Here is a 20,423-nt window from a genome sequence, read left to right as displayed (position 1 = left end):
ACCAACCCTGTTGAGGTCTCCGTGTCGCTGCCACCCCTGGTCGAACCGGCCTCCGAGCTCACCGTCGACGAGGTCCGCAGATACTCCCGCCACCTGATCATCCCGGACGTCGGGATGGACGGGCAGAAGCGTCTGAAGAACGCCAAGGTGCTCTGCGTGGGCGCGGGCGGCCTCGGCTCGCCCACCCTGATGTACCTGGCCGCCGCGGGCGTGGGCACGCTCGGCATCATCGAGTTCGACGAGGTCGACGAGTCCAACCTCCAGCGCCAGGTCATCCACAGCCAGGCGGACATCGGCCGCCCCAAGGCCGAGTCCGCGCGGGACACGGTGCTCGGGATCAACCCGTACGTGAAGGTCAACCTCCACACCGAGCGGCTGGACTCCTCCAACGTGATGGAGATCTTCGCCGAGTACGACCTGATCGTGGACGGCACCGACAACTTCGCCACCCGCTACCTGGTCAACGACGCCTGCGTGCTGCTGAAGAAGCCGTACGTGTGGGGCTCGATCTACCGTTTCGACGGCCAGGCGTCGGTCTTCTGGAGCGAGCACGGGCCGTGCTACCGCTGCCTGTACCCCGAGCCCCCGCCGCCGGGCATGGTCCCGAGCTGCGCCGAGGGCGGCGTGCTGGGCGTGCTGTGCGCGTCCATCGGTTCGATCCAGACCACCGAGGCGATCAAGCTCCTGGCGGGCATCGGCGAGCCGCTGCTCGGCCGTCTGATGATCTACGACGCCCTGGAGATGAACTACCGCCAGGTCAAGGTCCGCAAGGACCCCGAGTGCGCGGTCTGCGGCAAGAACCCGACGGTCACCGAGCTGATCGACTACGAGGCGTTCTGCGGCGTCGTCTCCGACGAGGCCCAGCAGGCCGCGATGGGCTCGACCATCACCCCGCAGCAGCTCAAGGAGTGGATCGACGAGGGCGAGAACATCGACATCATCGATGTCCGCGAGCCCAACGAGTACGAGATCGTCTCCATCCCGGGCGCGCGCCTGATCCCGAAGAACGAGTTCCTGATGGGCAACGCGCTGGGCGAGCTGCCGCAGGACAAGCGGATCGTCTTGCACTGCAAGACGGGTGTCCGCAGTGCGGAAGTCCTCGCGGTCCTGAAGAACGCGGGCTTCTCCGACGCCGTCCACGTCGGCGGCGGCGTCGTCGGCTGGGTCACCCAGATCGAGCCGGAGAAGCCGGTCTACTGACCCACCCGCGAGCGGGCGCGGAACGAGCGCGGAACGAGCGCGGGAGCGGCCCCGGGGACGGCATGTCCCCGGGGCCGCCGCGTGCGTCAGCGCGAGTGGCCCAGCCACCGTCCGCGCAGCGCGATCAGGACGGCCGCCGCCACCGCGAGCAGCAGCAGCGAGACCGAGGTCGCGGCGGCCGGGTCCTGCTGGAGGAGCAGGTAGACCTGGAGCGGCAGGGTCTGGGTGACCCCCGGCAGATTGCCCGCGAAGGTGATCGTCGCACCGAACTCCCCCAGCGCCCGCGCCCAGCACAGCGCGGCGCCCGCGGCCAGGGAGGGCGCCACCATGGGCAGGGTGACGTACCGCAGCGTCTGGGGGAGGGTCGCGCCCATGGTGGCGGCGGCCTCCTCGTAGCGCGGGTCGATCCCGGCCAGCGCCCCCTCCAGGCCGATGACCAGGAACGGCATCGCCACGAAGGCCGCGGCGACCACCGCGCCCGCGGTGGAGAACGGCAGCGTCACCCCCACAGCCTCCAGAGGCCCGCCGAGAAGGCCGCCGCGCCCGAAGCCGCGCAGCAGGGCGACGCCCGCCACGGTCGGCGGCAGCACCATCGGCAGCAGCACCAGGGAGCGCACCAGCGCCTTGCCGGGGAAGTCGGCGCGGGCCAGCAGCCACGCCAGCGGCACGCCCAGGACGAGGGAGAGCAGCAGGGCCAGGGCGGAGACCAGCAGGGACAGCCCCAGCGCCCGGACCACGTCGGGTGAGGAGAGCTGCCCGGCCAGGTCCCGCCAGGGCGTGTGGGTCACCACCCCGGCCAGGGGCACGGCCAGGAAGGCGGCCGCCAGCGCGGCAGGACCGCCGAGCGCAGCGGGTGTACGGGTGCGCGCCGCGGGCGTGCGGGTGCGTACGCGGGACAGGAGGCGCGGCCGGGCGCGGGGTGCGGTGCGGTGGTTCACGGCAGCAGGAAACCGGCCTCCCGCAGCAGGCGGCGGGCCGGTTCGGAGCCCAGCCAGGCGATGAAGTCCGCGGCCCGCCCGGGGTGGGCGGCGTCCTTCAGCGGCGCGGCGGGGTAGCGCACACCGGCTCCGCCGCCGGGGACGGGCACCGCCTCGACGCGCCCCTCGGAGGCGGCCGCGTCGGAGGCGTACACCAGCCCGGCGTCCGCCTCGCCCAGCTCCACCTTGCTCAGCACGGCCCGCACGCTCGGCTCCCGGGAGACCGGGCGCACGGTGACGCCGTGCCGCTCCAGCAGCCGCTGCCCGTACCGCCCGGCGGGGACCTCGGGGGCGGCGAGCACCACCTTCACGTCCTGGCGGGCGAGGTCGCCCGGGGAGCCGACGCCCAGGGGGTTGCCGGGGGCCGTGGCGATGACGAGCCGGTTGCGGGCGATCACGGTGGACGGGCCGGTGAAGTCCCGCAGGGTCTCCATCGTCGCGGTGTCGGCGGTGACGACCAGGTCGGCGGGCGCGCCCTGGCGGATCTGCGCGGCCAGCTCCTGGGAGCCGGCGAAGGACAGGCGCAGCCGTACGCCCGGGTGCTCCTCCTCGTACGCGGCGCCCGCCTCGGCGAGGACGTCGGTGAGGGAGGAGGCCGCCAGGACCGTCACGGTGGCCTTCGCGCCGCCGTCGCCGGTGCGGCCGAGAGCCCCGCCCCCGCAGGCCGCCGTCAGGGCGGTCAGCGGGACGAGGACGGCCAGGAGCAGGGCGCCCGCCCCGGTACCCGCGCGCGGGCGCCGGGGCGGGCGCCGGAGCGCGCGGGGCGCACGGGGCGCGGGCGTACCGGGCATGTCGGGCCGCCTCACGCCCGGTCGATGTGCACGCTGGTGGACTTCACCCGGGCCACGGCCTCCATGCCGACCGCCAGTCCGAGTTCCTCCACGGCCTCCCGGGTCAGCAGGGAGACCAGCCGGTGGGGCCCGGCCTGGATCTCCACCTGGGCCGCGACGTCGCCGAGGCGGACGGCGGTGACGATTCCGGGGAAGGAGTTGCGGACGCTGGTGTGCGGTCCTTCGTCGTCCCTGTCGGAGCCGCCGGAGCCGCCGGGGCCCTCCGACGCGAGGGCTACGGCGAAGGCGGCCAGGTCCTCGCCCGCCACCAGCCGCCTGCCGCCCTCGTCCCGGCTGGTGGGCAGCCGTCCGGCGTCCGCCCAGCGGCGCACCGTGTCGGGACTGACGCCGAGCAGCCGGGCCGCCCGGCCCATGGAGTAGGAGCGCATACGCGTGACATTACGGCGCACGGGCTGGCATGAGCAAGGCGAATCGGGCTACGGGGTTCGCATTCGCGGGTTCCAGGCGCCCGTGCGGCACCGTACGGTCACAGCGCCTCCCGGCGCGTGAGGTGGGTGAAGGAGAGCCAGCCGGGCAGGACCGGCAGCCAGAAGGTCATCAGGCGGAAGAGCAGGACCGCGGGGGTGGCGATCTCCTTGGGCAGCCCGAACGCGATCAGACCCGCGATCAGCGCCGCCTCCACCGCGCCCAGACCGCCCGGGGTGGGCGCCGCGGAGCCCAGCGCGTTGCCCGCCAGGAAGACGACCGCGATGCTCGCGTAGCTCAGCTCGCCGCCGAAGGCGCGCACCGACGCGTCCAGGCACAGCACGAACGACACCGTCAGCAGCAGCATGCCGCCGATGCCGCTGAGCAGCTTCTGCGGGCGCTGGACGACGTCCAGCATCCGCGGGACGACACCGGCGAACAGCGCCCGCACCCGCTCCACCACGAACTTCCGCAGCGCCGGGATGGCCGTCACGATCAGGGACAGCACCGCCACCGTCAGCAGCCCCGCGATGACCGTGCGGGACGGGGAGAGGGTCGGGGTGTGCTCCGTGCCCGTCAGATAGCCGAAGGTCAGCAGCAGGACGACATGGCTGCCCAGGCCGAAGAGCTGGGAGGCGCCGACGCTGGCGACCGCGTGGCCGGGCCGGACCCCGGCACGCTGCAGGAAGCGGGTGTTGAGCGCGACGCCGCCGACCGCCGCGGGCGCCACCAGCTTGACGAAGGAGCCCGCCACCTGGGCGACCACCGTGCGCAGGAAGGGGACCTTCTCGGGCACGAAGCCGAGCAGGCTCATCGCCGCCGCGAAGTACGTCAGGGCGGAGAACAGCAGCGAGGCGGCCACCCAGCCCCAGTCCGCCCCGGCGATGACCTGGCGGAAGTCCACATGGGTGAGCTGGGAGAGCAGGAAGTACGCGGCGAAGGCCCCGGCGATGAAGCTGACCAGCGTGCGCGGCCTGACGCGCTCCAGCCGGGCGGGCTGTACGGGGGCCTGCGGGCGGATCAGCAGCACCTGCCGGCGGATCTGCGCCAGCAGGTCCTCCTCGCGCGCCTCCTCCAGAGCCTCCATGACGGCCTGTTTCTCGGCGTGCTTCTCGGCCCGGAGCGACTTCCGGTCGCCGGCGGGCGCGTGCCCCTGGGCGTGGCGCAGCTCGCGGCTGTGGCGGGACGCCTCGATCGCCGCCTCCCGCTCGCGCTGCGCCCGCTCCTTGGCCAGTCTGCGCAGGGTGGCGCGGGTGCCGCGGCTGAGCGCGATCGGCTGGAGCAGCGGGAGGCTGTCGGCCACCGCGTCCGGGCCGAGCACCTCCACCGCCGCCGCGACCGAGCGCTCGGCGCCGACGCGCAGGCCGAAGGTGGTCAGCAGTTGTGCCACGTCCATCCGCAGCACCAGATCGCCGGCCGCGATCTCACCGGCGCTGAGGTCGGTGAGGAACACCTCGCCGGACGGGCTCACCAGCAGGGCGTCGTCCTCCAGCCGGCGGTGGGCGATCCGCCGCGACTGGAGCGCCCGCACCTGCCGCCAGACCGCGCGCATCAGCTCGTCGGTGACCTCCTGGTCGGGCAGGGAGCCCAGGCTGTGCCCGTCGACGTGCTCGTAGACGAGCATGACGGCGTCGGGGCCCAGCTCGGAGGTGGCGATCAGCTTCGGGGCGTTGGCCCCGGCGGCGATGGACGCGTACGCCAGCAGGGCCTCCTGCTCCAGCGCCTGGCGCAGCGACTGGAGGCTGCGGCGCTGGGTGATGCCGCGCAGCGCGAAGCGGCGCCAGGCGCGGTAGAAGTAGCCGTGCGCCTGCTGCTCGCGGTCAACGACGGTGACGTCGAGCGGCGGGCCGTCCTCCAGGGTGACCAGGTAGCACCGGGCCCGATCGCTCTGCTCGGCCCGTTCGGACTCCGCGGGATCGGTGGAGTCGGCGGGGTCCAGACGCAGCGCCCGGACCGGCCTGAAGCCCACCCGCCGCAGCCCCGCCAGGAGGTTCTGGCCGGTGGGACGGACGTTGGGGGAGCCGACGGCGTAGAGCGTGCCGTAGGCGACGGTCCAGCCGATCAGCACGGTGACCAGGATCGAGAACGGTGTGGTGTAGCCGCCGACCAGCACCGCGAAGGCGTCCAGCAGCAGCACCGCCCACAGCAGCACCCGCCAGCGGGGCCGGCGGGCCATGCCGACGGCCGTCATGTAGGCGATGACGGGGGCCAGGTAGCCGTGCACCGGATCGGTGAGGCCGCCTTCCGGGGCCGGGCTGGTCAGTGCGTTCCGGATGGAGCCGGGGGCCTGTCCGGCGACCCACAGGTCGGTGGCGAGCGACGCGCCGTGCGCCAGGACGGCGGCGAGCACGCCGTCGGCGATCCGCAGCCCGTCGCGTTTGATCAGCCGCTCCAGCGCGAAGGCCACCGGCACGATGAGCACGGCGACGCTGGAGGCGAAGCCGGCGAAGCTGATCAGCAGGGGAGGGGCCTGGCCCGCGCCCTTGCCGATGTCCTGCTCCAGGCCCGCGGTGGTGCCGTGCGCGAAGGCGGCGACGACCAGTACGACGGCGATGCCGAGGATCCCGAGCAGCAGCCGCACCAGATCGGAGGGGCGGTGCACCCGGGCGGGGAGGATCGGCTCGTCGCCCTCGACGTGCTCCTGGCCCGTCCCCGCGCCGGCCCTGTCGGTGTCCGGCTCCGCGGACTCCCGGCCGGGACCGCCGGTGTGCGGCGAGGAGTGAGCGGAACGGGGCTCCTCCCGCGGAGGGGGCCCGCCCTGGTCTCCGGACCGCTCGTCGGTCCCTTTTCGCTCTCGTATCACCTGTCACCGCCGGGACGATGGTGGCACGAGGAGGCGGCGGACCGGTGAGGGAGGTCGCTTTTCTCCGCGGAAAGCCGAGTTTGCGCGTGTCGCGCCGGGCCGCGCGCCGCCGCCCGTGCGGACCGGCGGCGGCATGGGGCACCATGGCCGCCATGACCGGGCCCGCCGGCGAGCTGCCGGACTACGCGGAGAGGGTGCTGGCCGTGGTGGAGAGCATCCCGCCCGGTCGGGTGATGACGTACGGCGACGTGGCCGAGTGGCTGGAGGAGGGAGGTCCGCGGCAGGTGGGCCGGGTGATGTCCCTCTACGGCGGCGCGGTTCCGTGGTGGCGCGTGGTGCGGGCCGACGGGACGCCGCCGCCCTGCCACGAGGGCCGGGCCCTGGCCCACTACCGCGAGGAGGACACCCCGCTGCGCGGGGGCCCCGGCGGTACGGCCGGCCGCACCGCCCCGGCGGTGCGCGTCGACATGCGCCGGGCCCGGTGGGACGGGGACGCCGGCGCAAGCGCGGACGGAAGCGCCGGCGGGGCCGGGACCCGCGAGCGGCCCGCCCGGCGTCGCTGACCCCCCGGCGGCTGGACTCCTCACACGTACCAGCTTCCGTCATGGCGCCGCCGTACCCGCGGTGAGCCGCCCGGACGGGACGCGGGCGCGACGCCGTGCGCCACGGCTGTCCTCTGGCGTACCGTCTGCACCATCCAGCACAGCGACCAGGACCGGCGATCCACGTGAGTTCCTCCCACAAGTCCGATACGTACCGGTTGGTGCGTACCCCGCCCGGTCCGGCGAGCCTCCCTGCCTTGGACGCAGCCCAGCGCTCGGTGGTTGACCACCGCGGCGGACCGCTGCTCGTCCTGGCCGGGCCCGGCACCGGCAAGACCACCACCCTGGTGGAGTCCGTCGCCGAGCGCGTGCGGCGCGGGGGCGATCCGGAGCGCGTCCTCGTACTGACCTTCGGCCGCAAGGCGGCGGTCGAACTGCGGGACCGGATGGCGGCCCGCCTGCCCGGGCCCGCGCCACGGACTCCGCAGATCACGACCTTCCACTCGTACTGCTACGCGCTGGTCCGCGCCCACCAGGACGCCGACCTGTTCGCCGAACCGCTGCGGCTGCTGTCCGGCCCCGAGCAGGACCTGCGCATCCGCGAGCTGCTGGCCGGCCAGGCGGAGCTGGAGGACACCGGACGGGAGCGGGCCCGCTGGCCCGAGGAACTGCGCGCCTGCCTGACCACGCGCGGCTTCGCCGACGAACTGCGGGCCGTCCTCGCCCGCAGCCGGGAACTGGGACTGGGGCCGGACGCGCTGGACGCCTTCGCCCGCCGTGCCGGCCGCCCCGACTGGCGGGCCGCCGCGTCCTTCCTGGCCGAGTACCTCGACGTGCTGGACCTCCAGGGCGTGCTGGACTACGCCGAACTGGTCCACCGCGCGGTGCTGCTCGCCGAACGGGACGAGGTGGGGGCGGGGCTCGCCGCGCGCTACGACGCGGTGTACGTCGACGAGTACCAGGACACCGACCCGGCGCAGGTGCGGCTGCTGCGCGCGCTGGCCGGACAGGGCCGCACCCTGGTCGCCTTCGGCGACCCCGACCAGGCGATCTACGCCTTCCGCGGCTCGGACGTCAACGGCATCCTCGACTTCCCCCACGTCTTCCGGCGGCGCGACGGCGCCCCGGCCCCGGTGGCGGTGCTGCGCACCGGCCGCCGCTCCGCCTCGGCGGTGCTGGAGGCCACCCGGCGGATCACCCTCCGCATGCCGCTCACCCGGCTCCCGGCCGAGACCGTACGAGCCCACCGGGAACTGTCGGCGGCCCGGGAGGGCGGCCGGGTGGAGGTGTACACCTATCCCACCCCCGGCGCCGAACTGGACAACATCGCCGACCTGCTGCGCCGCGCCCGTCTGGAGGAGGGCGTGCCGTGGCGGGAGATGGCGGTGCTGGTGCGCGCCGGCCACCGCACCATCCCCGCGGTGCGGCGGGCGCTGACGGCCGCCGGCGTCCCGGTGGAGACCGACGGCGACGACGTGCCGCTGAGCCGGGAGCCGGCGGTGGTGCCCCTGCTGACCGCGCTCCGGGTGGCGGCGCGGGCCGCCGCGGCGGTGTCCGCCGCGGCGGACCGGGCCGGCGGAGCCGGGCAGCCCGCGGAGGAGTCCGGCGGCGCGGACGGCGGTACGGACGGGCCCTGGATCGATGTGGAGACCGCGCTCACCCTGCTGGCCTCCCCGCTGGGAGGCATGGACGGCGCCGATCTGCGCCGCCTGGGCAGGGCCCTGCGCGAGGAGGAGCGCGCCGCCGGCCGCGCCGTACCCCGCCCCTCGGACGAGCTGCTGGCCGAAGCGCTGTCCGAGCCCGAACGGCTGGTGGCGCACGACCCGTCGTACGCGCGCGGCGCCCGCGAGCTGGGGCTGCTGCTGCGCAAGGCGCGCGAGGCGCTGGCCGGCGGTGCCACGGCCGAGGAGGCGCTGTGGCTGCTGTGGAACGACGGCCTGGACGGCGACCGGGACGGCCGGTGGCCCGCCCGGCTTCGGCGCGCCGCCGAGCGCGGCGGCACCGCCGGCCGCAACGCGGACCGCGATCTGGACGCGGTCTGCGCGCTGTTCGCCGCCGCCGCCCGCGCCGAGGAGCGCGTGGGCGGGCGCGGCGCGCTCAACTTCCTGGAGGAGCTGGACGCCCAGGACATCGCCGGCGACACCATCGCCCCCCGCGCGCTGCGCCCCGACGCGGTGCGGCTGATGACCGCGCACCGGGCCAAGGGCCTGCAGTGGCGGCTGGTGGTCGTCGCCGGGGTGCAGGAGGGGCTCTGGCCCGACCTGCGGCGGCGCGGCTCCCTGCTGGAGCCCGACCGGATAGGCCGCGACGGACTGGCCGAACCGCTCACCCCCGGCGCGATGCTGGCCGAGGAGCGCCGGCTGTTCTACGTGGCGGCCACCCGCGCGGCCGACCGCCTGGTCGTCACCGCGGTGCGGGCCGCGGCCGAGGACGGCGACCAGCCCTCCCGCTTCCTGACCGAGCTCGGCGTCGAACCGAAGGACGTCACCGCCCGCCCGCGCCGCCCGCTCTCGGTGTCCGCCCTGGTGGCCGAGTTGCGCGCCACCACCGTCGATCCCCGGGCCACCCCCGCGCTGCGCGAGGCCGCGGCCGAACGGCTGGCCGCTCTGGCCGCGCTGCGCGACGACGACGGCGTCCCCCTGGTCCCCGCCGCCCATCCGCACCGCTGGTGGGGGCTGTACGAGCCGACCCGCTGCGAGGTGCCGCTGCGGGACAGGGACCGGCCGGTCGCCCTCTCCGGCAGCGCGCTGCACCAACTGGCCACCGCCTGCTCGCTCCAGTGGTTCCTGGGCCGCGAGGTGAAGGCGGAGCCGCCCGCGACCGCGGCCCAGGGCTTCGGCAACGTGGTGCACGTCCTGGCCGACGAGGTCGCCTCCGGCGGCACCCCCGCCGACCTGTCCGTCCTGCTGGAGCGGCTGGACTCGGTGTGGGACTCGCTCGCCTTCGACGCGCCCTGGAAGTCGCGGCAGGAGAGGGAGAACGCCCGCGCGGCCCTGGAGCGCTTCCTGCGCTGGCACGTGATGGAGCGCGACCTCGGGCGCGAGACGGCCGCCACCGAACACGACTTCGACGTGACGCTGGAGGCGGGCGGCCACCGGGTCCGCGTCCGCGGCTCCATGGACCGGGTCGAGCGCGGGCCCGACGGCCGGGCGTACGTCGTCGACTTCAAGACGGGCAGGAGCAAACCGACCGCGGCCGAGGTCGAGCGCCACCCCCAACTGGCCGTCTACCAGCTCGCGGTGCGCGAGGGCGCCCTCGACGGGGTCGAGGGCTTCGGGGAGCGGCCGGAGCCGGGCGGCGCGGAGCTCGTCCAGCTCAGGATCGGCGCGCCGAAGCGGGAGGGCGGCGACGAACTCCCCGCCGTGCAGCGGCAGCGTGCCCTGTCCTCCTACGACGGGGACGGGGAGTGGGTCGGCGAGCTGCTGGCCGACGCCGCAGGGCGTGTTCTGGACGAGCGGTTCACGCCCTCTCCCGGACGGCACTGCGACACCTGCTCGTTCAAGGGGGCGTGCAGCGCCCGCCCCGAGGGGCGCCACATCGTGGAGTGAGCGCGGGGGCGGGCGTGGGGGGTGCCGCCCCGGCCGGGAATCCGGCCCCGGTCCCGGGAACCGGCTGTCGGCGCGGTGTGGTCCCATGTTCCGAACGGCATCGTACGAACGGGAGGCGGCGAACCGGTGGGGGAGAAGCGGGGGGTTCTGGCGGCGGCGGTGGTCTGCGCCATGGCCGTGGGACTGACGGGCTGCTCCGGGGGGCCGGGCGGTACGGGCGGACCGGAATCCGGACCGGGGGGCGGCTTCCCGCTGGGGATCGGCGGGACGGATCCGGCGGTCCCGGAGCAGGCGGAGGAGAAGGGGGACGCCCCCCTCACCGGAGGGTTCGGCAGGACGAGGCTGGAGCAGAGCTCCGCCGGGAAGATCATGGAACGGGCCGCCGAGGCGATGAGGGAGGCCGACTCGCTGCGCGTCACCGGCTGGGTGGCCGCCGCCGACGACGGGAGGATGACGATCGACCTGGCGCTCGCCGGGAACGGGGAGTGCACCGGCACCATGACGGTGGGCGGAGGCACCGCCGAGATCCTCGCCGCCGAGGGGCAGACGTACATGAAGGGCGACGAGCGGTTCTGGGAGAGCCGGAGCGACGGCGGGCCGGGGGAGGACGTGGCCGTCGAGATGCTCTCGGAGCGCTGGGTGAAGACGGGCTCCGGGGAGTCCGGCGCGGGCCCGGGCGGCTTCTGCGACCTCGACGGGCTGCTGGGGGACATGGAGTCCGGCGGGTCCGGGGAGACCGGGAAGCGCGAGCTCGTCGACCTCGGCGGCCGGGAGGCCATCCCGCTGGTCCGGGAGGAGGACGGCGAGGGGACCACCACCGCCTATGTCGCCAACGACGACGACCGGCCCTATCTGCTGAGGATGGAGAACGAGGGGAGCGACGAGCCGGGTGTGATGGACTTCACCGGCCACGGTGAGGAGGTCGTGGTCGAGGCGCCGGATCCGGACGAGGTCCTCGACCTGAGCGGGACGCGCGAGGACTCCGGCCGACACGAGTCCGTCTGAAAGGCGTTGACGCCCCGTCGGAGCCGGGTCGCCGCATCCCGGACGGCCCCCGCCCGCCCCCGCCGTACCGCGGCTGTCGGCGCGGCGCGCTAGCGTCTTGTGGGTGCCCGCACAGCTCACCGACCCCGACGACCTCCGGCGGATCCTCGGCATCCCCTTCACCGCCGAGCAGATGGAGTGCATCACCGCTCCGCCCGCGCCGCAGGTCATCGTGGCCGGAGCCGGGTCGGGCAAGACGACGGTGATGGCCGCCCGGGTGGTCTGGCTGGTGGGCACCGGACAGGTCGCGCCCGAGCGCGTGCTGGGCCTGACCTTCACCAACAAGGCGGCGGGCGAGCTGGCCGAACGCGTGCGCGGGGCGCTGCACAGGGCGGGCGTGCTCGACCCCGACCCCGCCGATCCCGAGCAGCCGCCCGGCGAGCCGCGGATCTCCACCTACCACGCCTTCGCCGGGCAGCTGCTGGGCGAGCACGGACTGCGGCTGGGCGTCGAGCCGTCCGCCCGGCTGCTGGCCGACGCCACCCGCTACCAGCTCGCCGCCTCGGTGCTGCGCACCGCGCCCGGTCCCTTCACGGCGCTGACCAAGTCCGTCAGCGAGCTGGTGCGCGACCTCCTCGCCCTCGACGGCGAACTCTCCGAGCACCTGGTGGAACCGGCTCGACTGCGCGCCCACGACCGCGAGCTGCTCGAACTGCTGGAGAGCGGCGCGGTGAGGCTCACCAACGCCGCCCTGCGGAAGGTGCCCGAGACCGCGCGGGGCCGCCTGGAACTGCTGGGGCTGGTCGAGGAGTACCGCAGGCGCAAGCGGGAGCGCGAACTGCTCGACTTCGGCGACCAGATGGCACTGTCGGCGAGGCTGGCGCGCGACGTGCCCGAGGTCGGGCGGATCCTGCGCGAGGAGTACGCCGTGGTGCTGCTGGACGAGTACCAGGACACCTCCGTGGCCCAACGCGTCATGCTGGCCGGCCTGTTCGGAGGAGGCACCGGCCATGCCGTCACCGCCGTCGGCGACCCCTGCCAGGCCATCTACGGCTGGCGCGGCGCGTCCGTGGCCAACCTCGACGACTTCCCCGAGCACTTCCCCCTCGCCGACGGCACCCCCGCCCGCCGCCACGCCCTGAGCGAGAACCGCCGCAGCGGCGGACGGCTGCTGGAGCTGGCCAACACCCTGGCCGCGCCGCTGCGCGCCCGCCACGCGGGTGTGGAGGCGCTGCGCCCCGCACCGGGCGCCGAGCACGACGGCCTGGTGCGCTGCGCGCTGCTGCGCACCCACGCCGAGGAGATCGCGTGGCTGGCCGACTCCGTCGCCCACCTGGTGAACACCGGCACCCAGCCCGGCCGGATCGCCGTGCTGTGCCGCACCGCCGGCGACTTCGCGCAGATCCAGGGCGCGCTGGTGGAGCGGGGGGTGCCGGTCGAGGTCGTCGGCCTGTCGGGGCTGCTGCATCTGCCGGAGATCGCCGATCTGGTCGCCATGTGCGAGGTCCTCCAGGACCCGACCGCCAACGCCGCCCTGGTGCGCCTGCTCACCGGGCCGCGCTGGCGCATCGGCCCGCGCGACCTCGCCCTGCTGGGCCGCCGCGCCCGGCTGCTGGTGCCCGGCGGCCCGCGTACGGGCGGCGGGGACGCCGGCGTCGAGGCGCGGCTGGCGGCGGCCGTGGAGGGCACCGACCCGGCCGAGGTGGTCTCGCTCGCCGACGCCCTCGACACCTTCCTGGGCACCGGCGGCCACGACGACCCGCTGCCGTTCTCGGCCGACGCCCGGGTGCGCTTCGCCCGGCTGGCCAAGGAGATACGCGATCTGCGGGCCTCGCTGGCCGACCCGCTGATGGACGTGCTGCACCGGGTGCTGTCCGTCACCGGCCTGGAGGTCGAACTCTCCGCGTCCCCGCACGCGCTGGCCGCCCGCCGCCGGGAGACCCTCGGCACGTTCCTGGACATCGCCGCCGGATTCGCCTCGCTGGACGGGCAGTCCACCCTGCTGGCCTTCCTGGGCTTCCTGCGCGCCGCGGCCGAGTACGAGAAGGGCCTGGACAGCTCGCTGCCCGGCGAGGAGAACACCGTCAAGGTCCTCACCGCGCACAAGTCCAAGGGCCTGGAGTGGGACGTGGTCGCCGTCCCCGGGCTGGTGGCCGGGAACTTCCCCAGCGGGCAGGCCCGCGAGTCCTGGCTCTCCCAGCCGAAGGTGCTGCCGCCCGCGCTGCGGGGCGACGCGGGGACACTCCCCGAACTGGCCGGCTGGACGGCGAAGGACCGCAAGGCCTACGACGAGGCGGTCAAGGAGCACCAGCACACCGAGGAGCTGCGGCTGGGCTACGTCGCCTTCACCCGGCCCCGCTCCCTGCTGCTGGGCTCGGGCCACTGGTGGGGGCCCAGCCAGAAGAGGCCGCGCGGCCCCTCCTCCTTCCTGGAGGCGCTGCGCGCGCACTGCGAGGCCGACCCGCGGCACGGCGAGGTCGAGCACTGGGCCGAGGAGCCGGAGGAGGGCGAGGAGAACCCGGCCCTGGAGGAGCCGGCCGAGGAACGTGTCTGGCCCCTGCCGCTGGACGAGGAGGCCCTGGCGCGCCGCCGCGCCGCCGCCGCGCGCGTCATGGCCCACCTGGACGGGCGGGCGGGGACGGACGGGCGCGCGGGCGGGCGTACGCTGCCCCGCCCCCGTACGGCCCCCGAGCCCGCCCCGGCGGCTCCGGTGGCCCCGGCGGTGGAGTCCGCCCCGGAACCGGAACCCGCGCCCGCCCCGGAGCCCGAGCCGGAACTGGCGGGGGAGGAAGCGCGGACCGTCGCCTCCTGGGACCGCGACATGGAGGCGCTCACCGCCGAACTGCGGCGGGCCCGGTCGGGCGTGCGGGAGGTGCCGCTGCCCCCGGCGCTCTCCGCGACGCAGCTCGTACGCCTGGCCGCCGACCCCGAGGGCTTCGCGCGGGACCTGGCCCGGCCCATGCCGCGGCCGCCGCGGCCCGCGGCCGCCCGCCGGGGCGCCCGCTTCCACGCCTGGGTGGAGTCCCGCTTCGAGGAGCTGGAGCTGCCCCTGCACGACCCCGAGGAGCTGCCCGGCGGAGAGGACGAGGGCGGGACGTACCCGGGCGACGGCGACCCCGGGATCGCCGACGAGAAGGACCTCGCCGCGCTCAAGGAGGCGTTCGGCCGCACTCCCTACGCACACCGCACCCCCTACCGCGTCGAGGCGCCCTTCCGGCTGGTGCTCGCGGGCCGGGTGGTCCGGGGCCGGATCGACGCGGTGTACCGCGACGAGGAGGGCCGCTTCGAGATCATCGACTGGAAGACCGGGCACTCCGGCAGGGCCGACCCGCTCCAGCTCGCCGTCTACCGCCTCGCCTGGGCCGAGCGGCACGGGCTGCCGCCCGAGGCCGTGGGCGCCGCCTTCCTCCACGTCCGCAGCGGGGAGCTGGTCCGCCCCGCCCGGCTGCCGGGCCGAGCCGCTCTGGAACGGCTGCTGCTGCACGGCGCGGACGGCTTGCACGACACGGAAGGCTTGCGGGGCACGGAAGGCTTGCGGGGCACGAGGGGCACGGACGCCCCGGATGTTCCGGACATCCCGGGCGGCCGGGGGGCGCCGGGCGTCCGGCGGGACGCGGCGGCCGATTCCGGGACGGGCGGTACGGCCGGATAGGCTCGGGACATGAGCACCACCCCGGCCGCTCGTGGACACCGCCGTCCGCGTGCGCACCGCAGGCCGGCCCGCCGTCCCCGCGGACGGTCGGCGCCCCCCTCCCCCCGGCACGGGGGAGCGGACGGGACGGCTGTGCGCGGGCGCCGCCGCGGACGGAGGGGGACGGGTCTTCCACCGCACCCGGACTGCACGGGATGGTCCGGCGGCCGTCGTACGCACCCGAACCACCGCTCACGCAGCAGGGGAAGTTGGTAGCAGCCGTGATCACCTGGCCCGACCACACCACCGCCCGCCCTCCGGTCACGCTCACCGCCACCGGCGGCATAGACCGGGCCGCCCACCACCGGCTGGACGAGGCCTGGCTCGGGGCGGCCTGGAGTCACCCGACGACCCGCTGCTTCGTGGTGTCCGGCGGGCAGGTGCTGATCGAGGACACCGGGGACGGCCGCGCCGAACTGGTGACCATGCCGTCCTTCGACGCCCCGCTGACCGAGGCGCACCGCTACTTCCTCGGCATCGACGGGGACGGTGTGCGCTACTTCGCGCTCCAGAAGGACGCGCTGCCGGGCCGGATGGACGACGCGGCCCGCCCGGCCGGTCTGCGGGAGGCGGGCATGCTGCTCTCCGAGCGCGACGCCCAGCTGATGGTGCACGCCGTGGCCCTGGAGAACTGGCAGCGCATGCACCGTTTCTGCTCGCGCTGCGGCGAGCGCACGGTCATCGCCGCCGCCGGCCACATCCGCCGCTGCCCGGCCTGCGGCGGCGAGCACTACCCGCGCACCGACCCGGCCGTGATCATGCTGGTGACGGACCCCGGGGACCGGGCGCTGCTGGGCCGCCAGGTGCACTGGCCCAAGGGCCGCTTCTCCACGCTCGCGGGCTTCGTGGAGCCGGGCGAGTCCATCGAGCAGGCGGTCGTCCGCGAGGCGGGCGAGGAGGCGGGCGTCACGATCGGCAGGGTCGAGTACGTCGCCAGCCAGCCGTGGCCCTTCCCCTCCAGCCTGATGCTGGGCTTCGTCGCGCACGCCACGTCCACCGAGATCCGGGTGGACGGCGAGGAGATCGAGGAGGCCCGCTGGTTCTCCCGCGAGGAACTGCGCGCCGCCTTCGCCTCCGGCGAGGTGCTGCCGCCGTCGGGCATCTCGATCGCGGCCCGGCTGATCGAGATGTGGTACGGGCAGCCGCTGCCCGGTCCGCTGTGACGGACCGCCCGCCGCGGGCCCGGCCGACCGGGCGCGCGGCGGGCGGCCGGCGGTGGCGCGTCAGGCGCCCAGAACGGCCTTCACCGTCGCGATCGACGGGTTGGGCAGGGCCGAGCCGTCGGGGAAGAGCACGGTCGGGACCAACTGGTTGCCGTTGTTGACCTTCTCGACGAAGGCCGCGGCCTCCGGGTCGTGCTCGATGTTGACCTCGGTGTAGGCGATTCCCTCGCGGTCCATCTGGCCCTTGAGCCGACGGCAGTAGCCGCACCAGGTGGTGCTGTACATCGTGACCGTTCCCGCCATGGGTTCTCGTGCTCCTCGTCTCGGCTTGTCGGCGTACTGGCATCGGTGGAACGTTCAAGCGGCCGGGCTCATTCCCGGCGGTCCGGGCGGCGCCGTCCGTGCCCGCGCCCTTGCCGGCTCCGGTCCGGTGCCCGGACCGGGGCTCTGCGGGCGTTCCTGCTACGAGTCCCGGCCACCTGTGGACGACGGTTACCGGCCCGCGGACCGACCTGGCAGCATGGCGGGGTGACAGCAGCAACGCCCTCCCCCCTCTTCCCACACGTCCCCGATTCGCCCGACGCGGTGCTCGAAGGACTCGATCCGGAGCAGCGCGAGGTGGCGACGGCACTGCACGGCCCGGTGTGCGTGCTGGCGGGGGCCGGTACGGGCAAGACGCGCGCGATCACGCACCGGATCGCGTACGGGGTGCTGGCGGGGGTGCTCCCGCCCGCGAGCGTGCTGGCCGTCACCTTCACCAACCGCGCGGCGGGCGAGATGCGCGGGCGGCTGCGCCAGCTCGGCGCCGGCGGTGTGCAGGCCCGCACCTTCCACTCCGCCGCCCTGCGCCAGCTGCAGTTCTTCTGGCCGAAGGCGATCGGCGGCGATCTGCCGCGCCTGCTGGAGCGCAAGGTCCAGCTCGTCGCCGAGGCCGCGGCGCGCTGCCGCATCCGTCTCGACCGCAACGAACTGCGCGATGTGACGGGCGAGATCGAGTGGGCCAAGGTCACCCAGAGCGTCCCGGAGGACTATCCGGCCGCGGTGGCGAAGTCCTCGCGCGAGGCCCCGCGCGACCCGGCCGAGATCAGCCGGATCTACGGGCTCTACGAGCAGCTCAAGCGCGAGCGATCGGTCATCGACTTCGAGGACGTGCTGCTGCTCATGGTCGGCATCCTCCAGGAGCGGCCGGACATCGCCGACACCGTGCGGCGGCAGTACCAGCACTTCGTGGTGGACGAGTACCAGGACGTCAGCCCCCTGCAGCAGCGGCTGCTGGAGTTGTGGCTGGGGGACCGGGAGAGCATCTGCGTCGTCGGCGACGCCAGCCAGACGATCTACTCCTTCACCGGGGCCACCCCGGACCACCTGCTCGACTTCCGTACCCGGCACCCCGGCGCCACGGTGGTGAAGCTGGTGCGCGACTACCGCTCCACGCCGCAGGTGGTGCACCTGGCCAACGGGCTGCTGGCCCAGGCCCGGGGCCGGGCCGCCGAGCACCGGCTGGAGCTGATCTCCCAGCGCGAGGCCGGGCCCGAGCCCGTCTACACCGAGTACCCGGACGAGCCCGCCGAGGCCGAGGGCGTCGCCCGCCGCATCCGGGAGCTGATGGACGCGGGAGTGCCCGCGAGCGGGATCGCGGTGCTCTACCGCGTCAACGCCCAGTCCGAGGTCTACGAACAGGCCCTGGCGGATGCGGGGGTGCCCTATCAGCTGCGCGGCGCCGAGCGCTTCTTCGAGCGGCCCGAGGTGCGCGAGGCCGGTGTCGCCCTGCGCGGCGCGGCGCGCGCCGGGGACAACGACCCGCTGCTGGCCGACGCCGTGGACCTCCCCTCCCAGGTGCGGGCGGTGCTCGGCGGCACCGGCTGGACGCCGCAGCCCCCGGCCGGATCGGGCGCGGTACGCGACCGCTGGGAGTCCCTGGCCGCCCTGGTGCGGCTGGCCGAGGACTTCGCGCGGGCCCGGCCGCAGGCGACGCTGGCCGACCTCGTGGCGGAGCTGGACGAGCGGGCGAACGCCCAGCACGCCCCCACCGTCGAAGGCGTCACCCTCGCCTCGCTGCACTCCGCCAAGGGCCTGGAGTGGGACGCGGTCTTCCTGGTCGGGCTGACGGACGGGACGCTGCCGATCAGCTACGCGAAGACCGACGAGCAGATCGAGGAGGAGCGCCGGCTGCTCTACGTCGGCGTCACCCGGGCCCGGCACCACCTCTCCCTGTCCTGGGCGCTGTCACGTTCGCCGGGCGGCCGGGGCGGACGCCGCCCGAGCCGTTTCCTGGCGGGGCTGCGGCCAGGCTCCTCGCCGGGCGGCGGCCGCGCCGGCGCCGCCGGCGGGGTGGAGCGCGGCGGCGGACGTTCGCGCGGGCGGCGCGGTCCGGTGCGGTGCCGGGTGTGCGGGCGCACCCTCACCGACGCGGGCGAGATCAAGCTGATGCGCTGTGAGGGCTGCCCCTCCGATCTCGACGAGGAGCTGTACGAGCGGCTGCGCGAGTGGCGCTCGGCCCAGGCGCGGCAGCTCGGCCAGCCGGCCTACTGCGTCTTCACCGACAAGACGCTCATGGCGATCGCCGAGGCACTGCCCGACAACGAGGCGGAGCTGGCGCGGATCCCGGGCGTGGGCGGGCGCAAACTCCAGAGGTTCGGCGCCGATGTGCTGGCCCTGTGCGCGGGCGAGGAGATCGGCGCGGATCCGGGCGAACCGGCGGACGGACAAACGGGCGAACAAACGGACGACGGGATTCCGGAATCTGTCACAGAGGCTGTTACGAATCCGCCGGGAAAATAGTTTGCGCGGGCCGTCCAAACCCTCATAGCCTTCCGGGCATGGACGAGGCGGGGCCTACTGGCTCCACCGAATCCATGCTGTACTGAACCCTGAACGCCCGGATCGACACACCCGATCGATCCCCCAAAGCGCCGAGAGGAGGCGAACTTCGATGACCACCACGATCACCACCATCACCACGGAACCGATCGGTCGCGAGGTCCTCGCCTCCTGCCTGCTCGGTTCCCGCCTGTCCGGCACCCGCGCCTTCGGTGCCGTGGCCGCGCGTCCGGCCTCCCTCGCGGTTTTCTCGATCCGTGAGCGGGTCAGCGAGCGACCGACCCAGGCACCCGCGGTAGTGGCGGCGGCACAGGCTGATGCCTATGCCTTCACCGGCGCGGCCAACGGTGCCGGCAACGGACAGAAGCAGGTCAAGCACCACACGATGTGGGCCTTCCGTGGGCTCGAACCCTGGAGAGATCCAGCCTGATCGGCACGATCAGGTCGGCACCTTCCAGGGCCGCGGAACCCACACCGGGATCCGCGGCCCTTCTGTTTTCCCCAAGCGGCCCGGCCACCAGCCGGGTCGAAGAGACGACACACAGACGAGGAATCCACCGCCGTGCACATCCAGACGCACGCCCCGTCCGTACAGCCCGACCCGATCCGAACGTCCGATTCCACGGAGGACTCCTTGACCCCGCTCACCACGCTCACCGAGCTCGACGACGCCATCGAGCGTCTCGGTGTGGCCGTGCCCTGCCGCAGCTACGACCCGGAGGTCTTCTTCGCCGAGTCGCCTGCCGACGTGGAGTACGCCAAGTCCCTGTGCCAGACCTGCCCGCTGCGCGAGGCCTGCCTCGCCGGTGCCAAGGACCGCCGCGAGCCCTGGGGCGTCTGGGGCGGCGAACTGTTCGTCCAGGGGGTCGTCGTCCCCCGCAAGCGGCCGCGCGGCCGTCCCCGCAAGAACCCGGTCACGGCATGAACACCGTCGGCACGATCGATCACCCCGCGACGCACGGTCCCGCGCTGCGTCCCTTCCCGAAGCCGGAATCCGCGATGACCCTCAACACCGACAACCACGCGAGCACACAGCCCGACGCCACCGCCTCGCTCCAGAACAGGACCCGCGACATGCAACTCATCCCAGAAGCCATGGCCCGTGCCCATATGCGCGAACGCATGCGGGAGGCCGAGTTGGAGCAACTCGGCCATAGGGTGATCACCGCCCGCCGTATGCAGCGCCGTGCCGAACGGGCCTCCCTGCGGGCCCGCCGCGCGCTGGCCCTGGCCATCATGCAGTGACGGCTCACCGGCCCGGCCGCTGCCGGGGCCGGTGACAGCTCCCCTCCGCCGGCCCTGATGGGCCGGAGCCGGGTCGTAGCCGGCCCGGAGCCGGAGCCGGACGGCCGGGATCAGAGGACAACGAGACAGACCTGGAGCCGGGGCGGTCACCGCCCCGGCTCCCGCCTTCTTCCGGGCGGGCTCGGCGAGGCTGG

15 protein-coding genes are annotated in these 20,423 nt (G+C 74.7%); 10 read left to right on the top strand and 5 right to left on the bottom strand.

Annotated elements, in window-relative coordinates; translation table 11 throughout:
- Positions 1–21: 21 nt before the first annotated feature.
- Positions 22–1,200, top strand: a complete 1,179-nt coding sequence (gene moeZ / locus QPK52_RS08520) for an adenylyltransferase/sulfurtransferase MoeZ (protein ID WP_410536600.1) — start codon at positions 22–24, stop codon at positions 1,198–1,200.
- 86 nt (positions 1,201–1,286) lie between these two features.
- Here moeZ and QPK52_RS08515 read toward each other — a convergent pair whose 3' ends face one another.
- From QPK52_RS08515 to QPK52_RS08500, 4 genes are all read right to left on the bottom strand, one after another.
- On the bottom strand, positions 1,287–2,138 hold the full coding sequence (locus QPK52_RS08515; protein WP_410536598.1) for an ABC transporter permease: 852 nt from the start codon (positions 2,136–2,138) through the stop codon (positions 1,287–1,289).
- Positions 2,135–2,968 carry a molybdate ABC transporter substrate-binding protein gene (gene modA, locus QPK52_RS08510; RefSeq protein WP_410536597.1) on the bottom strand — a complete coding sequence of 278 codons (834 nt, stop codon included), beginning with the start codon at positions 2,966–2,968 and terminating at the stop codon, positions 2,135–2,137. The genes QPK52_RS08515 and modA overlap by 4 nt, the downstream gene beginning before the upstream one ends.
- Before the next feature lie 11 nt (positions 2,969–2,979).
- Positions 2,980–3,396, bottom strand: coding sequence for a TOBE domain-containing protein (locus tag QPK52_RS08505; protein WP_410536596.1), 417 nt, complete (start codon positions 3,394–3,396; stop codon positions 2,980–2,982).
- 98 nt (positions 3,397–3,494) lie between these two features.
- Positions 3,495–6,236 (bottom strand): flippase-like domain-containing protein, encoded by a 2,742-nt coding sequence (locus tag QPK52_RS08500; protein WP_410536595.1) that lies wholly within the window; start codon positions 6,234–6,236, stop codon positions 3,495–3,497.
- A gap of 143 nt (positions 6,237–6,379) precedes the next feature.
- Here QPK52_RS08500 and QPK52_RS08495 point away from each other — a divergent pair, with 143 nt between their 5' ends.
- The 5 genes from QPK52_RS08495 to nudC all read left to right on the top strand — a co-directional run bounded on the left by QPK52_RS08495 (position 6,380) and on the right by nudC (position 16,164).
- The gene (locus QPK52_RS08495) at positions 6,380–6,799 is read left to right on the top strand and encodes an MGMT family protein (protein ID WP_410536593.1); all 420 of its coding nucleotides are present in this window, start codon (positions 6,380–6,382) and stop codon (positions 6,797–6,799) included.
- Positions 6,800–7,035: 236 nt separating this feature from the next.
- Positions 7,036–10,326, top strand: a complete 3,291-nt coding sequence (locus tag QPK52_RS08490) for an ATP-dependent helicase (RefSeq protein WP_410536592.1) — start codon at positions 7,036–7,038, stop codon at positions 10,324–10,326.
- Between the two features lie 126 nt (positions 10,327–10,452).
- Positions 10,453–11,331 carry a hypothetical protein gene (locus tag QPK52_RS08485; protein ID WP_410536590.1) on the top strand — a complete coding sequence of 293 codons (879 nt, stop codon included), beginning with the start codon at positions 10,453–10,455 and terminating at the stop codon, positions 11,329–11,331.
- 103 nt (positions 11,332–11,434) lie between these two features.
- A complete protein-coding gene (locus tag QPK52_RS08480; RefSeq protein WP_410536588.1) occupies positions 11,435–14,962 on the top strand; it encodes an ATP-dependent DNA helicase in 3,528 nt (1,175 codons plus the stop codon).
- A gap of 260 nt (positions 14,963–15,222) precedes the next feature.
- Entirely contained in the window at positions 15,223–16,164 is a 942-nt protein-coding gene (gene nudC, locus QPK52_RS08475; RefSeq protein WP_410536587.1) for an NAD(+) diphosphatase, read from the top strand.
- Positions 16,165–16,224: 60 nt separating this feature from the next.
- Here nudC and QPK52_RS08470 read toward each other — a convergent pair whose 3' ends face one another.
- Entirely contained in the window at positions 16,225–16,467 is a 243-nt protein-coding gene (locus QPK52_RS08470; RefSeq protein WP_093661309.1) for a mycoredoxin, read from the bottom strand.
- 225 nt (positions 16,468–16,692) lie between these two features.
- Here QPK52_RS08470 and QPK52_RS08465 point away from each other — a divergent pair, with 225 nt between their 5' ends.
- From QPK52_RS08465 to QPK52_RS08450, 4 genes are all read left to right on the top strand, one after another.
- Positions 16,693–18,945: an ATP-dependent DNA helicase UvrD2 gene (locus tag QPK52_RS08465; protein WP_410536585.1), complete on the top strand. Its 2,253-nt coding sequence runs from the start codon at positions 16,693–16,695 to the stop codon at positions 18,943–18,945.
- Between the two features lie 151 nt (positions 18,946–19,096).
- Positions 19,097–19,414 carry a hypothetical protein gene (locus QPK52_RS08460; RefSeq protein ID WP_410536584.1) on the top strand — a complete coding sequence of 106 codons (318 nt, stop codon included), beginning with the start codon at positions 19,097–19,099 and terminating at the stop codon, positions 19,412–19,414.
- 132 nt (positions 19,415–19,546) lie between these two features.
- Positions 19,547–19,909, top strand: a complete 363-nt coding sequence (locus QPK52_RS08455; protein ID WP_093661313.1) for a WhiB family transcriptional regulator — start codon at positions 19,547–19,549, stop codon at positions 19,907–19,909.
- Positions 19,906–20,229, top strand: coding sequence for a hypothetical protein (locus QPK52_RS08450; protein ID WP_410536582.1), 324 nt, complete (start codon positions 19,906–19,908; stop codon positions 20,227–20,229). Before QPK52_RS08455 ends, QPK52_RS08450 begins: the two co-directional genes overlap by 4 nt.
- The last annotated feature ends 194 nt before the right edge of the window (positions 20,230–20,423 follow it).

The sequence above is a fragment of the Streptomyces sp. KL2 genome (assembly GCF_046529545.1).
In the GTDB taxonomy this organism is placed as follows: Bacteria; Actinomycetota; Actinomycetes; order Streptomycetales; family Streptomycetaceae; genus Streptomyces; species Streptomyces radiopugnans.
This window is presented reverse-complemented; position numbering and strand designations above follow the sequence as displayed.